General features: G+C 72.4%; 20 protein-coding genes. 6 read left to right on the top strand and 14 right to left on the bottom strand.

The window, feature by feature from the left end; all coding sequences use genetic code 11:
* Nucleotides 1-19: 19 nt before the first annotated feature.
* A complete protein-coding gene (locus OO68_RS21090; protein ID WP_391898820.1) occupies nt 20-541 on the top strand; it encodes an Lrp/AsnC family transcriptional regulator in 522 nt (173 codons plus the stop codon).
* An 18-nt stretch (nt 542-559) separates the two neighbouring features.
* On the opposite strand, the gene OO68_RS21085 is transcribed toward OO68_RS21090, so the two are convergent.
* The 3 genes from OO68_RS21085 to OO68_RS21075 all read right to left on the bottom strand — a co-directional run bounded on the left by OO68_RS21085 (nt 560) and on the right by OO68_RS21075 (nt 3,120).
* Nucleotides 560-868 carry a hypothetical protein gene (locus OO68_RS21085; protein WP_157852740.1) on the bottom strand — a complete coding sequence of 103 codons (309 nt, stop codon included), beginning with the start codon at nt 866-868 and terminating at the stop codon, nt 560-562.
* 141 nt (nt 869-1,009) lie between these two features.
* A complete protein-coding gene (locus OO68_RS21080; RefSeq protein WP_033309952.1) occupies nt 1,010-1,600 on the bottom strand; it encodes a TetR/AcrR family transcriptional regulator in 591 nt (196 codons plus the stop codon).
* Entirely contained in the window at nt 1,597-3,120 is a 1,524-nt protein-coding gene (locus OO68_RS21075) for a 3-hydroxyacyl-CoA dehydrogenase (protein ID WP_033309951.1), read from the bottom strand. The genes OO68_RS21080 and OO68_RS21075 overlap by 4 nt, the downstream gene beginning before the upstream one ends.
* Nucleotides 3,121-3,280: 160 nt before the next feature.
* Between OO68_RS21075 and paaN the strand changes: the two genes are divergently transcribed.
* A complete protein-coding gene (paaN, locus tag OO68_RS21070; protein ID WP_033309950.1) occupies nt 3,281-4,972 on the top strand; it encodes a phenylacetic acid degradation protein PaaN in 1,692 nt (563 codons plus the stop codon).
* 45 nt (nt 4,973-5,017) lie between these two features.
* Here the strand turns inward: paaN and OO68_RS21065 are convergent, their stop codons facing one another.
* From OO68_RS21065 to OO68_RS21055, 3 genes are read right to left on the bottom strand one after another with little or no spacing between them, the layout of a single operon-like run.
* A complete protein-coding gene (locus tag OO68_RS21065) occupies nt 5,018-5,785 on the bottom strand; it encodes a TrmH family RNA methyltransferase (protein ID WP_033309949.1) in 768 nt (255 codons plus the stop codon).
* Complete coding sequence (locus OO68_RS21060; RefSeq protein WP_033309948.1) at nt 5,782-6,993, bottom strand: HTTM domain-containing protein; 1,212 nt, start codon at nt 6,991-6,993, stop codon at nt 5,782-5,784. The genes OO68_RS21065 and OO68_RS21060 overlap by 4 nt, the downstream gene beginning before the upstream one ends.
* The gene (locus OO68_RS21055) at nt 6,990-7,799 is read right to left on the bottom strand and encodes a DUF5819 family protein (RefSeq protein WP_033309947.1); all 810 of its coding nucleotides are present in this window, start codon (nt 7,797-7,799) and stop codon (nt 6,990-6,992) included. The genes OO68_RS21060 and OO68_RS21055 overlap by 4 nt, the downstream gene beginning before the upstream one ends.
* A gap of 377 nt (nt 7,800-8,176) precedes the next feature.
* Between OO68_RS21055 and OO68_RS21050 the strand changes: the two genes are divergently transcribed.
* Complete coding sequence (locus OO68_RS21050; RefSeq protein WP_033309946.1) at nt 8,177-9,310, top strand: acyl-CoA dehydrogenase family protein; 1,134 nt, start codon at nt 8,177-8,179, stop codon at nt 9,308-9,310.
* 23 nt (nt 9,311-9,333) lie between these two features.
* Here OO68_RS21050 and OO68_RS21045 read toward each other — a convergent pair whose 3' ends face one another.
* The 4 genes from OO68_RS21045 to OO68_RS21030 all read right to left on the bottom strand — a co-directional run bounded on the left by OO68_RS21045 (nt 9,334) and on the right by OO68_RS21030 (nt 13,081).
* On the bottom strand, nt 9,334-9,663 hold the full coding sequence (locus OO68_RS21045; protein ID WP_033309945.1) for a rhodanese-like domain-containing protein: 330 nt from the start codon (nt 9,661-9,663) through the stop codon (nt 9,334-9,336).
* 65 nt (nt 9,664-9,728) lie between these two features.
* Entirely contained in the window at nt 9,729-10,586 is an 858-nt protein-coding gene (locus tag OO68_RS21040; RefSeq protein WP_051814743.1) for a hypothetical protein, read from the bottom strand.
* Nucleotides 10,587-10,789: 203 nt separating this feature from the next.
* On the bottom strand, nt 10,790-12,229 hold the full coding sequence (locus OO68_RS21035) for a DUF2252 domain-containing protein (protein ID WP_033309944.1): 1,440 nt from the start codon (nt 12,227-12,229) through the stop codon (nt 10,790-10,792).
* A gap of 135 nt (nt 12,230-12,364) precedes the next feature.
* A complete protein-coding gene (locus OO68_RS21030) occupies nt 12,365-13,081 on the bottom strand; it encodes a ScbR family autoregulator-binding transcription factor (RefSeq protein ID WP_051814742.1) in 717 nt (238 codons plus the stop codon).
* A gap of 177 nt (nt 13,082-13,258) precedes the next feature.
* On the opposite strand from OO68_RS21030, the gene OO68_RS21025 reads away from it, so the two are divergent.
* Together OO68_RS21025 and OO68_RS21020 are read left to right on the top strand one after the other, a co-directional pair.
* Nucleotides 13,259-14,530 carry a ScbA/BarX family gamma-butyrolactone biosynthesis protein gene (locus OO68_RS21025; RefSeq protein ID WP_245237072.1) on the top strand — a complete coding sequence of 424 codons (1,272 nt, stop codon included), beginning with the start codon at nt 13,259-13,261 and terminating at the stop codon, nt 14,528-14,530.
* Nucleotides 14,527-15,450 carry an NAD-dependent epimerase/dehydratase family protein gene (locus OO68_RS21020; RefSeq protein ID WP_033309943.1) on the top strand — a complete coding sequence of 308 codons (924 nt, stop codon included), beginning with the start codon at nt 14,527-14,529 and terminating at the stop codon, nt 15,448-15,450. The genes OO68_RS21025 and OO68_RS21020 overlap by 4 nt, the downstream gene beginning before the upstream one ends.
* 58 nt (nt 15,451-15,508) lie before the next feature.
* Here the strand turns inward: OO68_RS21020 and OO68_RS21015 are convergent, their stop codons facing one another.
* Nucleotides 15,509-16,792: a cytochrome P450 family protein gene (locus OO68_RS21015; RefSeq protein WP_051814741.1), complete on the bottom strand. Its 1,284-nt coding sequence runs from the start codon at nt 16,790-16,792 to the stop codon at nt 15,509-15,511.
* Between the two features lie 119 nt (nt 16,793-16,911).
* On the bottom strand, nt 16,912-17,715 hold the full coding sequence (locus OO68_RS21010; RefSeq protein ID WP_078625386.1) for a ScbR family autoregulator-binding transcription factor: 804 nt from the start codon (nt 17,713-17,715) through the stop codon (nt 16,912-16,914).
* A 309-nt stretch (nt 17,716-18,024) separates the two neighbouring features.
* On the opposite strand from OO68_RS21010, the gene OO68_RS21005 reads away from it, so the two are divergent.
* Nucleotides 18,025-19,206 (top strand): spore photoproduct lyase family protein, encoded by a 1,182-nt coding sequence (locus tag OO68_RS21005; protein ID WP_033309942.1) that lies wholly within the window; start codon nt 18,025-18,027, stop codon nt 19,204-19,206.
* 116 nt (nt 19,207-19,322) lie between these two features.
* Here the strand turns inward: OO68_RS21005 and OO68_RS21000 are convergent, their stop codons facing one another.
* Both OO68_RS21000 and OO68_RS20995 read right to left on the bottom strand, forming a co-directional pair.
* Nucleotides 19,323-21,716: a glycoside hydrolase family 65 protein gene (locus tag OO68_RS21000; RefSeq protein ID WP_033309941.1), complete on the bottom strand. Its 2,394-nt coding sequence runs from the start codon at nt 21,714-21,716 to the stop codon at nt 19,323-19,325.
* A gap of 90 nt (nt 21,717-21,806) precedes the next feature.
* On the bottom strand, nt 21,807-22,682 hold the full coding sequence (locus OO68_RS20995) for a universal stress protein (protein WP_033310002.1): 876 nt from the start codon (nt 22,680-22,682) through the stop codon (nt 21,807-21,809).
* Nucleotides 22,683-22,935: the final 253 nt, after the last annotated feature.

Raw genomic sequence — 22,935 nt, 5'->3', positions numbered from 1 at the left:
AGATGGACGCAGTACGTCCATGGCAGGGAGGTCGGCGCAGGTGGCATCTGAACAAATGGCCGAGCGGCAGGACGACGGCGGCGCGCTGCCGCCGCCGCGCCCTCTGGACGCCATAGATCAGGACATCCTGCGCATGCTCCAGGCGGACGGCCGCGCCTCGATACGGTCGGTCGCCGAGCGGGTCCACGTCTCGCGCGCCAACGCCTACGCCCGCATCAACCGGCTCGTCGAGGACGGTGTGATCCGCGGCTTCGGCGCCCGCGTCAACCACGAACGGGCGGGCCAGGGCACGTCCGCGTACATCACCCTGAAGATCGTTCAGAACTCCTGGCGCACGGTGCGCGAGGAGCTCAGACAGCTGCCCGGGGCCTCCCACATCGCCCTGGTCGGCGGCGACTTCGACGTGCTGCTGCTGGTGCACGTGTCCGACAACCGGGCGCTGCGCGAGCTGGTGCTGACCCGGCTCCAGGCGATCCCGCAGGTGCTCAGCACGCGCACGCTGCTGGTGTTCGAGGAGGAGGACCTGGAGCCGCAGGGGTGACCGGCCCGGCAGCGCCCGTCAGCCCGAGGCCATCGCGGCGCCGAGCAGCACCGCGAACATCACCGGGAGCAGCGCGCAACCGAGTCCGGTGCCGGCCGCCGTGATCCGCAGTCCGCGCAGGGACCGGCGGTGGGGCAGCACCCAGGCGAGCGCGATGAGGCCGGCCGCCCAGAACAGCACGCCCGAGAAGGCGCCGGGGCCGTCCTGGGCGGCGAACCAGCGGTACTCCAGCGCGAGGAGCGGCAGACCGGGCAGGGTGGCCACGAGCGGGGCCCGCCACCACGTCCGGTGAGCGGCGGGGGAAGACGGCGCGTCGTTTCCGGGCATGCGCCCCACCCCACCACCGCGCGACGTCCGGGACACCGTCACGCGTACTCATCCCGCCCACGCGCGCGTACTCACGCGAAGGGGCCGCGTCACACGGCCATGCGCAGGGGTCGCGTCACACGGCCATGCGCAGGGGTCGCGTCAAGCGGCCTTGCGCAGGCCGGAGAAGGCCACCTGCACCACCGCGTCGGCCACCTCGCGCTCGTTCATGCCGCGGCCGTCCGGCCGGTACCACTCGACGATCGAGTTGATCATGCCGAAGACCAGCCGGGTCACCAGCCGGACCTCTATGTCGGCGCGCACGTCCCCGTCCGCGGCGGCGGCCTTGAGCAGGTCGGCGACGCGGTGGTCGAAGTCGCGGCGCCGTTCCAGGGCCCACCGCTCGGTGTCGGTGTTGCCCCGCACGCGCAGCAGCAGGGTCACGTAGGGAAGTTCGGCGATGAGCACCTCGACCATGCGCCGGACGACGTACTCCAGGCGGTCGGCGGCACGCCCCACGCGCGCGTGCTCCTCGTCGAGGATCCCGAAGAGCCCGTCCAGGGCCCGGCTCACGGCCCGGCGCAGCAGCTCCTCCTTGCCGGCCACGTGGTGGTAGATCGACGACTTGGAGATGCCGGCCGCCTTGGAGAGGTGCTCCATGGAGGTGCCGTCGTAGCCACGCTCGTTGAACACCTGGACGGCGACGGACAGCAGCGTGTCCGGGGTGTAGGTGTCGCGCTTGGCGGTGGTCATGAGGCGGTGCCTTCCCGCGGGTCGGGGGCGTGGGCGTGGCGGTACAACGCCAGGGACGGCGCGTAGCGGCCCGAGGGATCGCGCCGGTGCAGGTCGTCCAGGAGCACGTAGGCCCAGGTGCGGCCGAGGCGGCGGCTCCACTCGAAGGGGCCCAGGGGGTAGTTGACGCCGAGGCGCATCGCGGTGTCGATGTCCCCCTCGGTGGCCACGCCCTTGGCGACCGCGTCGTGCGCCAGGTCGATGATCCGCGCGACCGTGCGGGCGACGATCATGCCGGGCATGTCGCCGATGAAGCTGACCTGCTTGCCGAGCGCCTGGAAGAGGCCGGTGGCCTCGGCGATGGCCTGCGGGGAGGTGTCCTGGGAGGCGGACAGGGCGATCCGGGTGGCCCGGCGGTAGTCCAGGGCGAGGTCGAAGTAGACGAGGTCCCGGTACTCCACGGCGGTCTGCCCGTCGGCGAGGACGAGCCGGCCGCCGCTCGGGAGCAGCAGGCACGCCCCCTGGTCCTCGTCGTCGCTCTCGTCACGGACCGGAACGCCCGCCTCGCGGATCAGCGCGAGCAGCTCTGCGGCCGGCCCCAGGTCGCCCTCGGCGACGACGTACGCGGGCGGCTGCCGCCGCTCGGCGGTGTCCGGCTCGGGGCGCTCGGCGCCGTCGCGGTGGTCGTACCAGCCGTGGCCGCTCTTGCGGCCGAGCCTGCCGGACTCGACCAGGCGGCGCTGAGCGAGGGACGGCGTGAAGCGCACGTCGTGGAAGAAGGACTGCCACACCGACTGTGTGACGGACTCGTTGACGTCCTGGCCGATCAGGTCGGTCAGCTCGAACGCGCCCATCCGGAAGCCGCCCGACTCGCGCAGCACGGCGTCGATGGTGGCCGGGTCGGCACCCTGCGCCTCGTAGACCGCGAAGGCCTCGGCGTAGAAGGGCCGGGCGATGCGGTTGACGATGAAGCCCGGGGTGTCCGCGCAGGCGACCGGCGTCTTGCCCCAGGCCCGGGCGGTCTCGTACGCGCGCGTTGCGTGGGTGACGTCGGTGGCGAACCCGGAGACCACCTCGACCAGCGGCAGCAGCGGGGCGGGGTTGAAGAAGTGCAGGCCGACGAAGCGGCCGGGGGCACGCAGGGCGCCGCCGATGGCGGTGACGGACAGCGACGAGGTGTTGGTGGCGAGCAGGCAGTCGTCGGAGACGATGCCCTCCAGGTCACGGAACAGCTCCTGTTTGACGTCGAGACGCTCCAGGACCGCCTCGACGACCAGGGCGCAGTCGGCGAGCTCGGCGAGGCTCTCGGCGGGCAGCAGCCGGGCGCGGGCGGCGTCCCGGTCGGGGCCGGTGAGCCGGTCCTTCTCGACGAGCCGGTCCAGCCGGGCACCGATCGCCTCGGCCGCCTGCATGGCCCGCCCGGGGACGGTGTCGTACAGCCGTACGGGATGGCCCGCGACCAGCGCGACCTGGGCGATTCCCTGGCCCATGGTGCCGGTGCCGACGACGGCCACGGGGCTGCTGAGGTCGAGTGCTGTCATGTGCGCGATCCTCCCGCACGGGGTTTTCCACAGATGCGGCGGACCCCCTTGAACCGACCGATCGTTCGGTTACTCTAGCTCTGTCCGAGTGTTCCTGCCCAGGTTTCTGCCCAGGTCATGAACTCGACGAAGAGTTCTTGAGACGAGGAGATGGTCACCCATGACCGCCGCACTCTCGGCGCACGAGCTGATCGCCCGGCACCGGCCCACCCTCGACCAGGCGCTGGAAGCGATCCGCACGCGCGCGTACTGGTCCCCGCACCCCGAGCACCCGAAGGCCTACGGGGAGAACGGCAGCCTGGACGCGGCGGCGGGCAAGGCCGCCTTCGACGCCCTGCTCGGCTCCCGCCTCGACCTCGGCCAGCCGGGCACGGACGACTGGGTGGGCGGCGAGACGTCCCCCTACGGCGTCGACCTCGGCGTGACGTACCCGCACGCGGACCTCGACGTGCTGCTGCCCGCCATGAAGGCCGGACAGCGGGCCTGGCGCGACGCGGGCGCGGAGCAGCGCGCGGTGGTCTGCCTGGAGATCCTCAAGCGCATCAGCGACCGGACGCACGAGTTCGCCCACGCGGTCATGCACACCTCGGGCCAGGCGTTCATGATGGCGTTCCAGGCGGGCGGCCCGCACGCCCAGGACCGCGGCCTGGAGGCCGTGGCCTACGCCTACGTCGAGCAGGTGCGCACGCCCGACAACGCCGAGTGGACCAAGCCCCAGGGCAAGCGCGACCCGCTGGCCATGAACAAGCAGTTCACGCCGGTCCCGCGCGGCATCGCCCTGATGATCGGCTGCAACACGTTCCCCACGTGGAACGGCTACCCGGGCCTGTTCGCCTCCCTCGCCACCGGCAACGCGGTGCTGGTCAAGCCCCACCCGCGCGCGGTGCTCCCGCTCGCGCTCACCGTGCAGGCCGCCCGCGAGGTGCTCGCCGAGGCCGGCTTCGACCCGAACCTGGTCGCCCTGGCCGCCGAACGCCCCGGCGAGGGCATCGCCAAGACGCTCGCGCTGCGCCCCGAGATCCGGATCATCGACTACACGGGCTCGACCGAGTTCGGCGACTGGCTGGAGGCCAACGCCCGCCAGGCGCAGGTCTACACGGAGAAGGCCGGCGTCAACACGGTCGTCGTCCACTCCACGTCGGACTACAAGGGCATGCTCTCCAACCTGGCGTTCTCGCTTTCCCTGTACAGCGGCCAGATGTGCACGACCCCGCAGAACCTCCTCGTCCCCCGCGAGGGCATCTCCACGGACCAGGGCCCCAAGTCCTACGACGAGGTCGTCGCGGACCTCGCCAAGTCCGTCGACGGGCTGCTCGGCGACGACGCCCGGGCGAACGCGCTGCTCGGCGCGATCGTCAACCCGGACGTGAAGGCCCGGCTGGAGGCCGCGGCGGGACTGGGCGAGGTCGCCCTGGCCTCCCGTGAGATCACCAACCCGGACTTCCCGGGGGCCGTCGTCCGCACGCCGGTGATCGTCAAGCTGGACGGTGCCAAGCCGGACGACGAGGCCGCGTACATGAGCGAGTGCTTCGGGCCGGTGTCCTTCGCCGTCGCCGTCGACTCCGCTTCCGACGCGGTGGAGCTGCTGCGGCGGACCGTCCGGGAGAAGGGCGCGATGACCGTCGGGGCGTACACGACCGACGCGGAGGTCGAGCGGGACGTGCAGGAAGCCTGCCTGGAGGAGGCGGCGCAGCTGTCGCTGAACCTCACGGGCGGGGTGTACGTCAACCAGACGGCCGCGTTCTCCGACTTCCACGGGTCGGGCGGCAACCCTGCTGCGAGTGCGGCGCTGTGTGACGGGGCGTTCGTCGCCAACCGGTTCCGGGTGGTCGAGGTACGCCGGGACGCCTAGGAACCTGGGAGTGCGGTTGTCTGCGCGGGTGCCGGCGCGTCGTGGTTACTCGCGCAGTTCCCCGCGCCCCTGAAGGGGCGCACCGCAGCTCCAGTGGTACAGGGTCATCGCGACACTGGTCGCGAGGTTGTAGCTGCTGACCTGGGGGCGCATCGGGAGGGACAGGAGATGGCCGGCCCGGGCGCGCAGCTCGGCCGACAGACCCGTGCGCTCGGAGCCGAACGCGAGGACGGCGTCGTCCGGGAGTTCCACACCCCGGATGTCGTCGCCCTCCGGGTCCAGGGCGAACAGCGGGCCGGGCGGCAGCTCGTCGACGGTCAGCCGCTCCACCGTCGTCGCGAAGTGCAGGCCCGCCCCGCCCCGCACGACCGTCGGGTGCCACGGGTCGACCGTCCCGGTCGTCACCACACCGGTCGCCCCGAAACCGGCGGCCAGACGGATCACCGCGCCCGCGTTGCCCAGGTTGCGCGGGTTGTCGAGGACCACCACCGGGGTCGTGCGGGGCGTGTGGGCCAGCTTCGCGAGGCTGGACTCGCGGGAGGGCCGTACCGCCAGCGCGGCCACCGCCGTCGGGTGCGGGCGGGGCACGAACGACGTGTACGTCCCGTACGGCACCTCCGTCAGCAGCCCGGCCAGCGCGTCCCGTACGTCCGGGGCCAGCTCCTCGGCGAGGGCCAGTGCGGCGGCCCGGTCCGCGGTGACCGCCACCGGCACCTCCGCCCCGAAACGCAGCGCGTGCTTGAGGGCGTGGAACCCGTCGAGCAGGACGGTGCCGCCGGCGAGCCGGTGCCAGCGGGTCACGGGGTCGGTCATGCCCCGGAGCCTACGTGCTCGGCCTCGGGGTTCTCCCGGGCACGCTGCCCGGGCGGGGACGCCCGCCCGCCCCGGCGCGCGAGCCGGTCACGCACGCCTGTCGCCCGGCCGCCCAGGCGGCGCAGGAAGCCCGTGGGCAGGAACACCGCGTCCGCCGCGATCATCGCCAGCGAGAAGAACGGCAGACCGAGGACCACGGCGATCACGGCGTGCTCGGTCATCATCACCGCCAGCAGGACGTTCTTCACCCGCCGGTTGAACAGGGTGAACGGGAAGGCGACCTGCACCAGGACCGTCCCGTAGGTCACCAGCATCACCATCGTGCCGCTGGCCGACAGCAGATCGGCGAGCGCCGGCCAGGGCGAGAAGTACTCCAGGTGGAGCGGGTAGTAGACCGCGGTGCCGTCCTGCCAGCGGGATCCCTGGACCTTGTACCAGCCGGCCGTCGCGTAGATCAGGCACGCCTCGGCCATGATCACGAGCAGGGCGCCGTTGTGCACGACGTTGCCGATCACGTCCAGCAGGATCCGCGGCTCACCGGTCCGGGCCCGGCGTCCGACCAGCCACCACAGGGCCAGCGCCACCCACACCGTCCACAGCAGGGCCGGTATCAGCCAGTCGCCCTGCATCCGGCCGACCAGGGTGACCGCGGCCAGCACGGCCCCGAGCACACCCCACAGGGCCGGGCCGGTCCGGTCCGTGACCCGCTCGCCCCGCGCGCGTGCCGCCCGCTCCCGCTCGGCCCGCCGGGCGTCCAGCGACCACACCTGGGCGCACCGCGTGAACACCAGGTAGACCGACATCAGGTGCAGCACGTTGTCGCCGCCGTCGCCCATGAAGACGCTGCGGTTCTGCAGCGACAGCACGCCGACCATGAACAGCACCGACATGGTGCGGGTGCGCCAGCCCAGCAGGAGCAGGGCGCTGGAGAGGACCGCGAGCGCGTAGACGATCTCGAACCAGACCCGGCCGTCCGACCACATCAGCGTGGTGAAGGAGCCGTTGGACGCGGTCAGCTGCTGGGCGAGGTCCCAGCTCCAGGGGCCGTCGGGACCGTACAGTTCGTGCCGGTGGGGGAGCTCGCGCAGCAGGAACAGCAGCCAGGTGGCGCTGAAGCCGATGCGGATGACGGCCGTCTGGTAGGGGCCCAGGGCGGCCTCGGTGACGCGGGCGATACCGCCCGAGACGGCCATCGACAAGCGGTTCACCGCACCCCTCCCGCGGCCTCGTCCTGCGGGACCTTCCACCACGGCAGCTCCCGGTAGGACGGTGTGGTGGAGACCTTCTCCCGGCTCCACCGGGGCGGCGGCACGTTGCTGGTCCGGGAGCGGACCTGCACCCGCTCGATGACACCGGCGCCCCCGGTCGCGGCCCGTACGGCGTGGTCACGGTCGAGGCGCAGCACCATGATCCGGCGCAGATACGACTCCGAGAGCGAACCACGCAGGCCCACCGGGCGGTTCTCGGAGTCGTGCGTGGCGACGTAGAAGTCCCAGGCGCGGCGCAGTTCGTTCTGCTGGGTGTGGCTGGGCAGCAGGTTGCCGTCGATGGCGCGGCCGTCCTCGGCGGACAGGTCGTACCAGCCGGTGGTCGACGTCATGCCCTCCGGCCCCCGGACCCCGGCGCGGACCTGGATCGAGATGTTCTGCTGGAGCGGGTTCGGCGCGAAGAGCTTCCAGTTCTGCTCGAACTCCGGGTAGATCCAGTCGTCCACGGCCTCGCCGTGCGCCTTGGTGACCGTGTTCGCCGGGGCGACGTGCAGGAACGTCATCCCCAGATGCACACACACCCCGACGGCGACGACCGCCAGCGCCAGGGCCACCGTGATCCGGTAGCGGAGGGAGAGCGCGGCGACACCGGTACGGGGTTCGCCGAGCGGGTGAGTCCCGGCGGGCCCGGACGGCTCGACCGGACCGGCGGACTCCGCCGGCGCGCCCCGCTCCCCGGGCGGAGCCGGCCGGCTCGGCACGTCCGGGCGGTGCCGGGCGTCCGAGCCCTCGTCGTACGCGTCCATTCCGCCCCGTTCCACGATCCCGGTCCGTCGTTCCGTCCGCCCGGCCGCGAGGGCGTCGTACCGCCCGCGCGGTCACTGCGCGGCGTCGGCACGGGCACGGTACTCAGGACGCCCACCCGGGCACAGCCCCTGTCCGCCGGTCCCGCCGTGGCCGTCGCCACACCGCGGCGGCCGGCCGTCCGGCGAGCGCGACGGTCGAAACCCCGGCCCGCTTGGTCCACAGGGGACCCCCGCAGGTTATCCACAGGGCGCCCCGGCCGGTCGTCCATGAGAGTGACACCCTACGGCGCCCTTCCGTACACCCATTCCCTTCTTCTAGAACCTGTTCTATCTTGACGCCCCGTCAGCTCACCGGGATCGCCGGAAGGACAGGCACCGTGGACTTCACCTTCACCGAGGAGCAGCAGGCGGCGGCCGAGGCGGCGAGGGGCGTGTTCGCCGGGGTCGCGCCCGACGCCGTGCCCAGCCCGGCCCTCACCCCCGGCGCCGTCGCCGAGACGTACGACCAGGCCCTGTGGGCCACCCTCGCCGACGCGGACCTGCTGAGCCTGCTGCTGGACGCCCATTACGGCGGGGCCGGCCTGGACGCCATCGCGTTGTGCCTGGTGCTGCGGGAGTCGGCGCGGGTCCTGGCCAGGGTGCCCCTGCTGGAGAGCAGCGCGGCAGCGGCGGCCGTCCAGGCCTATGCCGGCGAAGAGGCGAAGGCTGACCTGCTCGCCCGGGCCGCCCGGGGCGAGACCGTACTGACCGTCGCCGCGCACGGCCGCACCGGCCACGACCCTGCCGAGCAGGCCGTGACCGCCCGGCAGGACGGCGGCACCTGGGTGCTCGACGGGGTCCAGACGGCCGTGCCGTGGGCCCACGACGCGGATGTCACGCTCGTCCCCGCGCACACCGGGACCGGCCGGACCGTGCTCGCCCTGGTGCCGCGCGGCCACGAGGGAACCGTCCTCGCCGAGCAGTTCTCCACCAGCGGCGAGCGGCTCGGCGAACTGCGGCTGGAGTCGGCACGGCTCGCCGCCCCGGACGTGATCGACGCCGACGGTGCGTGGGAGTGGCTGCGGGACCTGCTGGCCACCGGGACGTGTGCGCTGGCCCTCGGCCTCGGGGAGCAGGTGCTGCGGATGACCGGGGACTACACGGGCAAGCGGGAGCAGTTCGGGTTCCCCATCGCGACCTTCCAGGCCGTCGCCGTGCAGGCCGCCGACCGCTACATCGACCTGCGCGCGATGGAGGCCACGCTGTGGCAGGCCGCGTGGCGGATCTCCTCCGGGGCCCCGGGCCCGCTGCCCGCCGCCGGGGACGTGGCCGTCGCGAAGATCTGGGCGGCGGAAGGCGTACGCCGGGTCGTGCAGACCGCGCAGCACCTGCACGGCGGCTTCGGCGCCGACGTCGACTACCCCCTGCACCGGTACCACGCCTGGGCCAAGCACCTGGAACTGTCACTCGGCCCGGCCTCCGCACACGAGGAGGCCCTGGGCGACCTCCTGGCGACCCACCCACTGGGCTGACGCGAACGGGCGGGTCAGGCGGTCTAGAGGACGAACCCCTGCTGCCCGTCGTCCGTCACGACGGGACGGCCCGCCGCCTCCCACACCTGCATGCCGCCGTCGACGTTCACGGCGTCGATGCCCTGCTGGGCCAGGTACATCGTGACCTGGGCGGACCGGCCTCCGGAGCGGCAGATCACATGGACCCGGCCGTCCTGCGGGGCGGCCTCGGTCAGCTCGCCGTAGCGGGCGACGAACTCGCTGATGGGGATGTGCAGCGCCCCTTCGGCATGACCGGCCTTCCACTCGTCGTCCTCCCGGACGTCCAGCAGGAAGTCACCGTCCTTGAGGTCCGCGACCGCGACCGTGGGCACACCAGCTCCAAAACTCATGCGTCCGACGCTACCGGAACCGGCCCGTGCCCCGGCCGGGGCACGGCTCAGACCTGGCCCTCGCCGTGGCCCTGGCCCTGACCCTGGTCCTCTCCCTCGCCGAGCAGCGCGGCCAGCTCCGTCTCGCGCTCGGTGACCTGGGCGAGCAGCCCCTGCCCGATCTCGTCCAGGAGCCGGTCCGGGTCGTCCGGGGCCAGCTGGAGCATGTGGCCGATGGCGCTGTCCTCCAGTTCCCTGGCGAGCAGGCCGAGCAGCTCCTTGCGCTGGGCGAGCCATTCGAGCCGGGCGTAGAGCTCCTCGGCGCGGCTCGGGCCCCGCTTCAGCTCGGGTCCCTTGGCCCACTCCTCGGCGAGCTCACGCAGCTCGGCCTCGTCCCCCCGGGCGTAGGCGGCGTTGACCCGCGTGATGAACTCCTCGCGCCGCGCGCGTTCCTTCTCCTCCTGCGCCAGATCCGGGTGGGCCTTGCGGGCGAGGTCGCGGTAGAGCTTGCGGGCCTCCTCGCTGGGGCGGACCCGCTGCGGGGGCCGGACCGGCTGATCCGTGAGCATGGCGGAGGCCTCCGGGAACAGACCGCTGCCGTCCATCCAGCCGTGCAGCAGATCCTCGACGCCGGGGATCGGGGCGAGCCGGGCCCTGGCCTCCTCCGCCCGCCGCCGGTCCGCAGGGTCGCCACTGCGGGCGGCTCTGGCCTCCAGGATCCGGGCGTCCAGCTCCTCGAGCCGGGCGTAGATCGGGCCGAGCTTCTGTTCGTGCAGCCGGGAGAAGTTCTCGACCTCGACGCGGAAGGTCTCCACCGCGATCTCGTACTCGATCAACGCCTGCTCGGCGGCCCGCACGGCCCGCTCCAGCCGCGCCTCGGGCCGGGCGGCGTCGCCACCATCCTGGTCAGCTTCCGGGGTCGTCACCCGACCAGCCTAGGTGACGGCCCGACCCCGCCCATGCCCCGTCGGGCAGCCCCGGCCGGACGAACCCGGCGGACGGCGCCACATCCGACGCCCCCACCTGTAGCCATCAGCCACATCCGGATCCGCACCCACAGCCCCGCAACCCGCAACCTCACAGAATCGGAAACCGGCAACAGGCACCCGCACCCGGATACCCGCAGGCCCTACACCCCCACCTCCGCCGCCACCTTCCCCGCCCGCACCCCGGCCACCAGCTCCGTGTGATCCGCCTCGGTCCGGTCCGCGTAGGCCACGGCGAAGTCCGCCATCGCCTCGTCCAGCTCCTCGTTCTTCCCGCAGTATCCGGCGATGAGCCGTGGATCGGCGCTGTGCGCGTGCGCGCGGGCCAGGAGCGCGCCGGTCATGCGGCCGTAGTCGTCCATCTGGTCGGCGGCCAGCGCGGCCGGGTCCACGCTGCCCTTGCGGTTGCGGAACTGGCGGACCTGGAAGGGGAGACCGTCGACCGTGGTCCAGCCCAGCAGGTTGTCGCTCACGACCTGCATCCGCTTCTGGCCCATCACCACCCGCCGCCCCTCGTGACCGGCCTCCGGCGCCTCGAAACCGGCCTTCACCAGATGCGGGACCAGCGCCGACGCCCGCGCCTCCTTCACCTGGAGCACCAGCGGCTCGCCCCGGTGGTCGAGGAGCAGCACGACATAGGACCGGGTGCCGACACTGCCCGTGCCGACGACCCGGAAGGCCACGTCCTGGACCGCGTACCGGGCGAGGAGCGGCAGGCGGTCCTCCTGCAGGGTGCCGACGTACTCCTCCAGGGACACCGCCACCGCCGCGGCCTCGGCGTCCGGGACCCGTCGCAGCACCGGCGGGGCGTCGACGAAGCGGCGCCCGCCGTCTTCGGTGGCCTCGGTCGATTTGGCCGCGAAACGGCCGCTGGTGTTGTGGCGGGCCTTCTCGGAGACCCGCTCCAGCGTGCCGAGCAGATCATGGGCGTCCGTGTGGGAGACGAGCTCCTCGTCCGCGATGGCGTTCCACGCGTCCAGCACCGGGAGCCGGGCCAGGAGCCGCATGGTCCTGCGGTAGGCACCCGCCGCGTCGTACGCCGCCTTGCGGCACTGGTCCTCGTCGGCGCCCGCCACCCGGCCCGCGAGCACCAGGGAGGTCACGAGGCGCTTGAGGTCCCACTCCCAGGGGCCGGGCACCGTTTCGTCGAAGTCGTTCAGATCGATGACCAGGCCGCCGCGCGCGTCCCCGTACAGGCCGAAGTTGGCCGCGTGGGCGTCGCCGCAGATCTGAGCCCGGATCCCGGTCATGGGCGTACGCGCCAGGTCGTACGCCATGAGGCCCGCAGCGCCGCGCAGGAACGCGAACGGAGTGGCGGTCATGCGGCCGACCCGGATCGGGGCCAGCTCGGGCAGCCGCCCGCGGCCGGACTCCTCGACGGCGCTCACCGCGTCGGGCCGGGACGCGTCCAGGTCGAGCGCGGCGTGCGCGCTGCGCGGGATCCGCTTGCGCAGGGCCTTGCCCTCGTCCTTCGGCGAGCCCTCGGCCGGCCATTCGGCGAAGCCACGCACGGTGGGCAGCCGGCGCGGCGCCCCGTCCCTCGCCGTGGTCCCGCCCTCGTCCTGAGCTCCAGCCCTGCTCATCCCGACCGCCTCCCCCGCACGCGCACGAACATCAACTCGTGCCGACCGTACAACCGGCGGCCGAAACGCGTCAGACCCTGTGGACAACTCCACGGCTGTGGACAACCCGTGCCGGGCGCGCGCGGCGGTGGCGCGCTAGCCCCCCGAAGACACCGAAGGCACCGAAGGCACTGGTGGCGCTGACGGCACCGAGGCCTCCACGGCCACGGCCGCTTCCTCCTCCGTCCGCACCTGCGCCAGCAACCGCTCGGCCCGGTCCACCGAGATGTCGAGCCGGGCCAGCACCGCGGGCACGGTGATGCTGGGCAGGAAGTGCTCGAACAGCACGACGACACGGCGCTCCAGATCCTGCCGCTGGCAGCGCAGCTGGGACAGCAACTGCACCCCGGAGAAGCTGCCGACGAGCAGTTCCGCCGTCTCCGCCACGTCGACGTGCTGCAACAGCTCGCCGCGCGCCTTCGCCTCGGTCAGCAACTGCGTGTTCTGGTCGATCCACATCCGGAAGGCCGGGGTGCGGTCGAGATCCATGGCCCCCTGGTCGAGCGCGAGCCCCACACTGGCCCGCACCAGCGGTTCGGACCGCAGGCGGCGGGCCATCACCAAGCCGGAGTCGACCAGTTCCTGGAGCTTGCTGGACTGCGGCGGGAGCGCGATCGCGAGCTGCTCCTCGAACACCCCCACCGCCAGCTCCTCCTTGGAGCCGAAGTGGAAGTACAGCGCGCCCTTGGTGACGCCTGCCCGGTCCAGGATCTCGCCGATGGTCGCCGAGGTGTAGCCGCGTTCGTCGAAGACGGCCGCGGCCGCCTCCAGGATGGTCCGCCGGGTGCGGATCGCGCGCTCCTGTCGCGCCATCGGGTGCCTCCTGAGCTTGGTCGATCCCTGTGAAGTCGCTGTGTGGCGAGGGCGCGAGGGCCTGTCCCAGCGGCTTGGCTCACCCTTTGAAAAAAACCGGCTCGTCCGTATCTTAGTCAAGCGTCGATCGCGGCCAGGCAGCCGATCCTGGGGGTTCTCATGCCGCAGACAGGGCCTTTGAGCGCACTCACGGAGGATCAGACCGGACGGGGGGGCCGTCCGGCAAACGGAACCGCTACGACCGTCGAGAACCCGCCACACCCCGCCGTCCCCCGGCAGCCGGCACCCCGGGGCACCGCCACGGCGGGAGCCGCCCCTTCGACGACCGCCTCCAAGGAACCAGCGACCTCGGCGACGGTCTCCGAGATACCCACACCCCCGACGACCGCCTCCGCAGAACCCGCGTCCTCGACGACCGCCTCCGCGGAACCCGCGTCCTCGACGACCGCCCCCGAGAAACCCACACCCGCGGCGACCGCCCCCGAGAACCCCGCACCACCGTCTCCCGCCACCGACGACCCCGCCGCCCCCCGCCCGCCCATCACCGCCGTCACCTCAGTCACCCCAGAACTCGCCCACCGCACCACCGAGACGGACGTCTTCCCCACCCGGTGGACCCGAATCTCCGACACCCGCTTCCGCTTCACCGCGCACTGGCCGGCCGCCCACCCCTTCTTCGGTCCCGTCGACGACCGGCACCAGGACCCGATGATCGTGGGCGAAACGTTGCGGCAGGCCTCGATGGTGCTGGCGCACGCCGAGTTCGGTGCCCCGGCCGACACCCATTTCGTCATGTGGGACCTGACGGTCAGCGTCGACCCGGCCGCCCTGCTGCTGGCGGACGCCGCCGAGCCGGTCGAGTTCGACGTCGTCTGCTCGGAGATCCGCCGCCGCGGCCGTGGACTGCGCAGCATGCGGACGACGATGGAGTTCCGCCGCGCCGGACGGTTCGTCGCCCGCGGCACCGGAAGCACCGGCTGCACCCCACCCCGCGCCTACCGCCGCCTGCGGGCAGGCCGGTTGAACGCCTGGAACACACCGGTCCCCCTCCTGGCGGGCATCGCGCCGCAGGCCGCGGGACGGTCCCGTGCCGAGGACGTCGTCCTCGCCCCCGCCGACCGCCCGGGCGTCTGGAACCTGCGCGTCGACACCGGCCACCCGGTCCTCTTCCCCCGGCCCAACGACCACGTCCCCGGCATGGTCCTGTTCGAGGCGGCCCGCCAGGCCGCCACCGCCGCGTCCGGCCTGCGCCCCTTCCTGCCGGCCACGCTGACCGCCGAGTTCGCCCACTACGCGGAGCTGCACAGCCCGTGCCGGATCGAGACCGAGGTCTTCGACGACCACCCCGGGGAGGTGACCGTACGGGTCTCGGGGCGGCAGGACGGCGCGTCCGTCTTCACCGCGAGCCTGACCTCCGCCCGGTCGGCACGGGTACGGTCCCTGTCGTGACGGTCAAGGTTCTGATCACGGGCGCGAGCGGCTTCGTCGGCAGCCGGGTCGCCGCCACGGCACAACGGCAACCGGACGTCCACGTACGCCTGTTGTCCCGGCACGCGCCGCACGGCCCCGAGTACGTCCACGGCGACCTCAGCACCCCGCCCTCCCTGCGCGGGGTCTGCGCCGACACCGACGTCCTGGTGCACTGCGCCACGCAGGTGGGCGGCGACCCCGAGACCGTCCAGGTGGTCAACGACCACGGCACCCGTGCCCTGGTGGAGGAGGCCGTGCGCGCCGGAGTGCGCCGGATCGTGTACGTCAGTACGGCCGGCGTCCACGGCCGGGGCCCCTTTCGCGGCGTGCGCCCCGGGGAGGCGCCGGTCGCGCCGGCGTCACCCACCAGCCGCTCCCGGGCCGCCGCCGAACGGTACGTCCTCGACGCGGGCGGCCTGGTGCTGCGCCCGCACCTCGTGTACGGCGAGGGCGACCGCTGGGTGATCCCCGGGCTGGTGTGGCTGATGAAGGAACTGTCGGCCACCCTGACCGGCTGTGAGGCGCTCCAGTCGATGATCGACGTCGACACCCTGGGCCGTGCGGTGGTGGCCGCCGCACTCTCCCCCGTGCCGGGCGGGGGTGTGCACCACGTCAACCACCCCGAGCCCGTGGCGGTCGCGGACCTGTTGGCCGCCGTGTCCCGGGAGCTGGGGGAGCCCGGCGGCGGTGCGGCCGTGGACGTCGCCACCGCCCTCGACCGGGCCGCCGGGTCACCGCCGGCCCTCCATCACCTCGGCATGCTCACCGTCGACCACTGGTTCGTGGACGACGCGTTCTGGAAGGACCTCGACGTCTCGCCCGGTGAGGGGTTCGCGGCCGTGTTCAGCCGCGCGGCACCCTGGTACCGCGCGTTCCTCGACGGCCGGAACGTCTCCTGACCGCCTCCGCCTACCCCTGGGCCTGGGCCTGGGCCTGGACCTCAGCCTCCGCCTCCGCCTAGATCCCGGTCTCCGCCTCCTCCGGGTGCGGGCCCGCCGGCCCCCGGCCGTGCAGCAGCACCGGCAGTTCCTCGTGGCCGGTGGAGATGATGGACCGCAGCCGCTTCGGCGGATGGGCCGGATCGGCCAGTGCCAGCCGCGGGAAGCGCGTGAACAGCGACGTCAGGGCCACGGTCGCCTCGGCCATCGCGAGGGGCCTCCCCAGGCAGTGGTGCACACCGTGGCCGAAGGACAGGTGGTCGCGGCTGGTCGTGCGCGTGACGTCGAACCGTTCGGCGTCCGGCCCGTGCCGCTCGGGGTCGCGCCCGGCACCGGCGAAGGAGACCACGAGCGGGTCGCCCTTGGGGATGGTCAGACCCGGCTCGATCTCGATGTCCTCGACGGCGTAGCGCAGGCCCGACATGGCGCCCGGCGCCTCGAAGCGCAGCGACTCCTCCAGGGCGTCCTCCCAGCTGACCTGCCCGGTGCGGACGAGGTCGAGCTGGCCGGGGTGGGCGAGCAGGCTGTGCACGGTGTTGTCGATGAGGTTGACGGTCGTCTCGAAGCCTGCGGTGAGCAGCAGGATCAGATTGTCCATCAGCTCCTGTTCGCTGAGGCTGCCTTCGTCGCGCGCTGCGATGAGCGCCGTCGTCAGGTCGTCGGCCGGGTGCTCCCGCTTGTACTGGAGGAACGCGGTCAGCGTGCCGTAGAGGTCAACGGCGTTGGCCTGGGCGTCCTCCAGCGAGATCGCCGTGTCGAAGAAGCGGCCGATGATCCGGTAGAGAGCCGCGCGGGGGCCGTCCTGGCCGGGCGGCACGCCGAAGAGCTCGCACACCACCTCGTGCGGGACGGGCGCCGCGAACGCCGCCCGCAGATCGACGACGTCGCCCTCCGGGATCCGCTCCAGGGCGTCCAGCGCCCGGTCGACGATGTCCTGGACACGCGGCAGCAGCGCGTCGACACGGCGCTTGGTGAAGGCGGCGGCCATCGGCTTGCGCAGCCGGGTGTGGTCGGAGCCGTAGGCGGTGACCATGTTGCGCACCGAGACCCAGATGGCGAGCGGCCAGGTGCGGGAGATGTCCCCGTTGATCCAGGCCGGCCAGTGCTGGAAGGCGTCCTTGCTCGTCTCGGGTCCGGCCAGGAGCCGCTTGTTCAGCTCCAGGCCGGTGATCCACCACGCCCGCACGCCGCCGGGGAGTTCGACCTCCACGGCCGGGCCCTGGGCACGGATGCGGGAAATCTCGCCGTAGAGATCCTGACCGGACGGGTCGATCGACAGGAAGGGGCAGGCCTGCTGTGCCATGACTCATCGCTCCTCGGTCCAGAGGCTGGGGGACCATCGTGCGATCCGGGGGCGGAAAAAACTTGGCATCCGGTTTGTTTTGGCCACAGCTTCACTTGCTGTCGGCCAAAGGTGGGTGACTACCGCAGCGCGAGCCCCGCCCTGCCCGCCTCCGCCTGCCCGTCCCGGGCGACCGGCCCACACCCCAACGGATCACTCCCCACCGGTCGATCTCCCACCGGTCGATCTCCCACCGGTTGATCCGCCACCGGTTGATCTGCCGCCGATTGATCCCCGGCCGGTTGGACCCCCACAGGCTGGTCCCCCGCCGGTTCGCTCCCCGCCGGATCCACCGCCCCGGCCAGCCGAGGCGCCGCCAGGCACGGCAGCAGCAACTGCCACAGGTCGGTCAGCGAAGGCCGGGCGAGCCACTGGTGATCCTCGCGCGCCAGCACCTCGATGCCGGTCGTGGCGGCGAGGACGACCGCGCTGGTGCGCTGCGGCGCCACACCCGCAGCGAGTTCCCCTCTGCGCTCCGCCTCGGCCAGCAGCCCCTGCACGCACTCCCGCCACTCCCGGCGCAGATCCCGCACCCGCCCCACGGCCCCCTCCACGTTGAGCCGCAGCCCCGCCCGCACCACGACGTCGGCGCACAGCAGCCGGGCGACGTGGTGGGTGACGTCCACGAGACGTTGCAGGGCGTATCCGTCGCCCCCGTGACCTCGGACCGCCGCCTCGCGTAAGGCCCGGGCTGCAGCGGCCTCGACGGCCTCGGCGACGGCGGCCTTGTCGGCGAAGTGGAAGTGCAGCGCACCGGAGCTGACGCCGGCTCCCGCGCTGATCCGCGCCAGGCCGGCCCGGACGTACCCATGGGCCTCGAACTGCGCGGCCGCCGACCGGATCAGCGCGAGACGGGTCCGGACGGCCCGGTCCTGTTTGGTCACCCGTGGCTCCCTTGCAGGGCTCTGATGGCGACGCCATGAAACCAACTCGCTGGTTTTTATACAACGCGTCGACGCCTCATGACTCCCCTCGCCCCGCTGATCGTCCCGGCTCCACCAAGCGGAACGCCCGTAGACTGGAAACCAGGCCCGCCATCACACGGTGGCTTACCGCCCGCCGGCCGGAACCCGAGACGGAGCCCGAGGCGGCGCCACCCGGACGATCACGCCCCTCCCGATGCCGGGCGGCACGTCCCCTCCCCCTCCTCACGCCTCCCCCCCTCGACGCACCGCATCCGTACGGGAGCACTCATGCACCACCCGTCCGGCACTCCGGACGACGACTCCGGCACCCTGTTCGGGCTCGACGCCCTCACCCCCGGCCCCGCCACCGCCGCCCCCGTCACGGACTCGTCCTTCCGGACCTCCGCCACGGCCCGCCGGCTGCTGCCCGTGCGAGAGATCTACGCCGAGCCCGCGGCCGCGGCATCCCCGCGCGGGCGGCAGATCAGCGCCCGGTTCCCCGACGCGCAGGTGACCATGGTCGACTCCCACTGGCGCATCCCCGGGCTGCACGGCAACGAGGGCAACGTCGAGCGCTGGGTGCGCGTCAAGGGAGAGACGCTGGTCCTGGGCGAGAAGAAGACCCTCACCACCCGCCCCAACGGCCGGTCGGCGGACTGGATCGCTCCCGGCCCGTCCAACGGCTGCGCCATGGCCTGCGCCTACTGCTACGTGCCCCGGCGCAAGGGATACGCCAACCCCATCACCGTCTTCACCAACATCGACCGGATCATCGCCCACCTCGCGAGGCACATCGCACGGCAGGGCCCCAAACCCGAGCCGAACCAGTGCGACCCCGAGGCGTGGGTGTACGACATCGGCGAGAACGGCGACTGCTCGGTGGACGCCCTGATCTGCGACAACACCGCGGACCTCGTGCACGCCTTCCGGCAGTGGCCCACCGCCAAGGCGTCCTTCGCCACCAAGTTCGTCAACCCCGACCTGCTGGCCCTCGACCCCCGCGGCCGCACCCGCATCCGCTTCTCGGTGATGCCGCCTGACGACGCCCGGCTGCTCGACGTGCGCACCTCACCCGTCGCCGAGCGCATCGGCGCCGCGGCGGACTTCCTGGACGCGGGGTACGAGGTGCACTTCAACCTGTCGCCCGTGGTCGTCCGCCCCGGCTGGCAGGACGCCTGGTCCGAGCTGCTCGTCCACCTCGGCGACGTCCTGCCCCAGCGGGTGAAACGGCAGGCCGCCGCGGAAGTGATCATGCTCACCCACAACCGGGAGCTGCACGAGGTCAACCTCGGCTGGCATCCCCGAGCCGAGGAAGCGCTGTGGCGGCCTGGACTCCAGCAGGCCAAGCGCTCCGAGAACGGCGCCCTGAACATCCGCTACCGCAACGGGGTCAAGGCGGAGGCCGTGCACACCCTGCGCGCCCTGATCGACCACCACGCGCCCTGGCTGCGCGTGCGCTACGCCTTCTGAACCCCCGGACTGCAAGCAGGCCTGCAACGTCTCGTCCTCGGTGGCTGGCTCTGACAGCGGCGTCCAGATCGGCGGCGTCCACGGTGTGCGCGGGCACGCGGTGACCGGATTCCGCCTCACTCCGTGAGAACCAGACGGCACGTCTCCCCGGGCTGCACGCCGATCGCACGGTCCGGCAGCTCGACGTCGATCGGCGGGAGATCGGACGGCGGTACCGAGATCTCCAGCTGTCCGCTCGTCAGGCGCAGGCGTATGCCCCAGTGACCTTGGTAGCGGACGGAGAAGCCGTACGAGGACAGTTCCGGAAGCGGCACCGGGTCCAGCCACAGCGCCCCCGAGCGGGTCTCCAGACCGGGCAGTCCCCGCTGTACCAGGTCGAGGGTGCCCGCCATGGCGCCCAGGTGGATGCCCTCGCCGGTGGTGCCGCCCTGCAGGTCGGCGATGTCGCCGCGCAGGGCCTCCTGGCAGAACTTCCAGGCATCCGCGCGCCGGCACCGGGCCAGCACCCAGCCGTGCACCAGACCGCTGAGGGTGGAACCGTGGCTGGTGCGGGCCAGGTAGTAGTCGACCGTGCGCCGCCAGGTCTCTTCGTCCAGCCGGTGACCCAAGCGGCGGAAGAGCGCCTGGAGTTCGGCCGGTGAGAAGAGGTAGCCCAGCATCAGCACGTCGGCCTGTTTGGAGGCCTTGTAGCGGTTGACGCTGTCGCCCTCGGCTTCCAGGATCCGGTCCAGGCGCCGGATGTCGTCATAGCGCTCGCGGTAGGCGTCCCAGGCGAGTTCCGCCAGGTCGCCGTAGCCTTCGAACTGGCTGATGACGCCCTCGTGGAACGGGACGTGCAGCGTGCGGGAGACGTCCTCCCAGTGGGCCGGTTCGGCGTCGTCCAGGGCGATGCGTTCGACGAGGTCGCGACGGCGCGGTTCGGGCAGGGCGCGCAGCACCTCCCGGGCACGGGTGAGCACCCAGGCCGCCGTGATGTTGGTGTACGCGTTGTCGTCCAGGCCCGGTCGCTCAGAGCTCGGGTAAGCCTCGTGATACTCGTCGGGGCCGACCACGCCCCGGATGCGGTGCCGGCCCAGGGACTCGTCCCAGGTGGCCGAGTCGGCCCAGAAGCGCGCGATCTGCAGCAGCATTTCGGCGCCCTTGGTGTGCAGGAACTCGGCGTCGCCGCTGGCCTCGCAGTACTGCCACACGTTGTACGCGATGGCCGAACCGACGTGGTGCTGAAGGTGGGTGTGGTCGGGCAGCCAGCGCCCCGAGCGCGGGTTGAGGTGCAGCCGCTGAGTTTCCTCCCGTCCGTCGCTGCCGCTCTGCCACGGATACAGCGCGCCTCGCCGGCCGATGGCCCGGGCAGCGGCGCAGGCCCGGTCCAGGCGCCGGTGACGGTAGTGCAGCAGGGCCCGGGAAACTTCGGGGAAGTGCAGGTTCAGATAGGGCAGGACGAACAGTTCGTCCCAGAAGACGTGTCCGCGGTAGGCCTCGCCGTGCAGTCCGCGGGCCGGTACGCCCACGTCCAGCTCGGCGGTATGCGGGGAGAGGGTCTGGAGCACGTGGAAGAGGTGCAGGCGCAGGATGGCTCCCGCCTCTCCCGGGACGTCGAGTTCGGCTCGCCGCCACAGCTGGTCCCAGGCCGTGCGGTGCGAGCCCAGCAGGCCGTCGAAGCCCGGTGCCGCGCCCGCCCGGTCCACTGCCGCCTGCAACGGGTCGCTGATCGCGGGGTCACGTGAGGTGTGCAGGGCGATGATCTTGTCGACGGTCGCCGTACGACCGGTGATCAGGGGCAGCATGAGGTGCTGTACGGCGCGTGCGGGCTCCTGCGCGTCCGTGAACGGTTCCTGTGCCGTCAGCCGGGCGGCCATGCCGATCCGGATGTCCGACGTGCGGGTGCGGCAGCGCAGCCACACCGTGCCGGGTGTGGCGGTACCGGTGTGTACGTGGGTCAGGTGCCGGCCGTCCAGGTCGCGGTAGCGCGGTACTCCGGCGTTGGTGACCGCCCCGTCGAGCGCTGCCTCGACCTCCAGCTCCAGTTCCCCGGTGACGTTCTCGGCGGTGAATTCGGTGCGCAGTGCCGCGAGGTGCGGGTCGGCCATGTGCACCAGTCGTAGCTGCCGTACCGACAGCGCCCGTCCCTCGCCGAGGGCGTACCGGGTGCGGCGCTCCAGCAGTCCCGACTCGAGGTGGAGCGTCTGACAGTGGTCCAGGACAGTCGCGGCATCGGGTGTCAGCCATTCCTGGCCGGTGAGCCGGAAGCGCAGCGGGAGCCAGTTGGGGAGGTTGACGAGGTCCTCGTTCTCGACCTGGCGCCCGGCGACCTCGGACGTGAGCCGGTTGTAGCAGCCTGCCGCGTAGGTCCCGGGGTAGTGCACGTCGTCAGCCGTGCACTCGGGCAGCACCCCGCGGGTGGCGAGGTAGCCGTTGCCCACCGTGCACAGTGACTCCCTCAGCCGCTCCTCCGCGGGGCGATACCCCTCGTACTCCCAGGTGCCGTCGTACTCCGAGGTCAGAGCCGTCACGGGCGGTCTCCTCGTCGAGCGGATCCACGGTCCGGACGGTCGTCCGTGACCTGGTCGTCCTGAGGGCCGCGTTTCCCGGTTCGACCGCGCTCACACGCGCTCGGGCACGACGGCCACGGGGCACTGGGCGTGGTGCAGCAGCGTGTGCGCCACCCTGCCGAGCTGAAGCCCGACGTGGCCCTGCCGGCGTCGTGCTCCGACGATCACAAGGTCGGCTGCGGCCGAGCGGTGCACGAGCACCCTGCGGGCCGGACCTTCGACCGTCGCACGCTGCACTCGGACGCCGGGGTGATCGGCCATGGCCTCGCGGAGCAGGTCGTCGAGCTCGGTGCGGGCCCGTTCCTCGTGGTCCTGGCCGGGTGCTTCGGCGGCCTCGGCCGCGTCCGAGGTCTGGTACGCCGGGACGCGCCAGGTACGAACCACGTCCAGGACGCACCCCCGGACCTCAGCCTCACGGAAGGCGAATCGCACCGCTTCCTCACTCGTGGCCGGGTCTCCGGCGCCGAGAAGGATCCGCTCGTGGGTACCGGCCAGGCCCGCCTTGTCGCCGCGTACCACGACGACCGGGCAGTGCGCGCGGGCCGCGACGGCCAGCCCGACCGAGCCGAGCAGCAGTCCCTTCAGCTCGCCGCGCCCCCGCGATCCGGTGATCAGAGCGGTGGCGTTGTTGCCCTCCTGAAGGAGCGCGTCCGTCGCATCGGCGAGGAGGACATCGGTGGTCACCTTCACGTCGGGGTTACGCCGCCCGGCTCGCTCCGCTGCGGACGCGACGATGTGGTCGGCCATCACCTGCCGGGCGGGACGGTCCAGGCCGACCGAGGGGGCGCGGCCCTCGTACCGCTCCCAGAGGGAGCCGTAGACGAGACGGAGTGGAAGCCCGTGCCGGGCGGCCTCGTCCACGGCCCAGTCGACCGCGGGCAGACTGCCGTCCGACCCGTCGACACCCACGACCAGGGGAAGTTCCATCGTCATCGTTCCCACCGCCTCGTGCTCGGGCACTCTGCAGGTCCGCTTTCACCGTCGCACCCAGGGCGACCGGGCGCGAGGGTCGGATGGGCCCTCGCCTGGGCCGTTCGGCCTATGCCCCACCTGCGTGCGGGCCGCCGGAAGGGAGGACGGGGCTTGCTGACACCTGCACGGCCGTGTCAGGGCCCAACGGCCCAGATGAAGGGGCCGGGCGGCCCGTGGTGCCCCACTCGGGCCACGTACACGCTGAAAT

The organism is Streptomyces iakyrus (assembly GCF_000717055.1).
In the GTDB taxonomy this organism is placed as follows: Bacteria; Actinomycetota; Actinomycetes; order Streptomycetales; family Streptomycetaceae; genus Streptomyces; species Streptomyces iakyrus.
The sequence above is the reverse complement of the archived record's forward strand: the minus strand, read 5'-3'. Positions and strand labels throughout refer to the sequence as shown.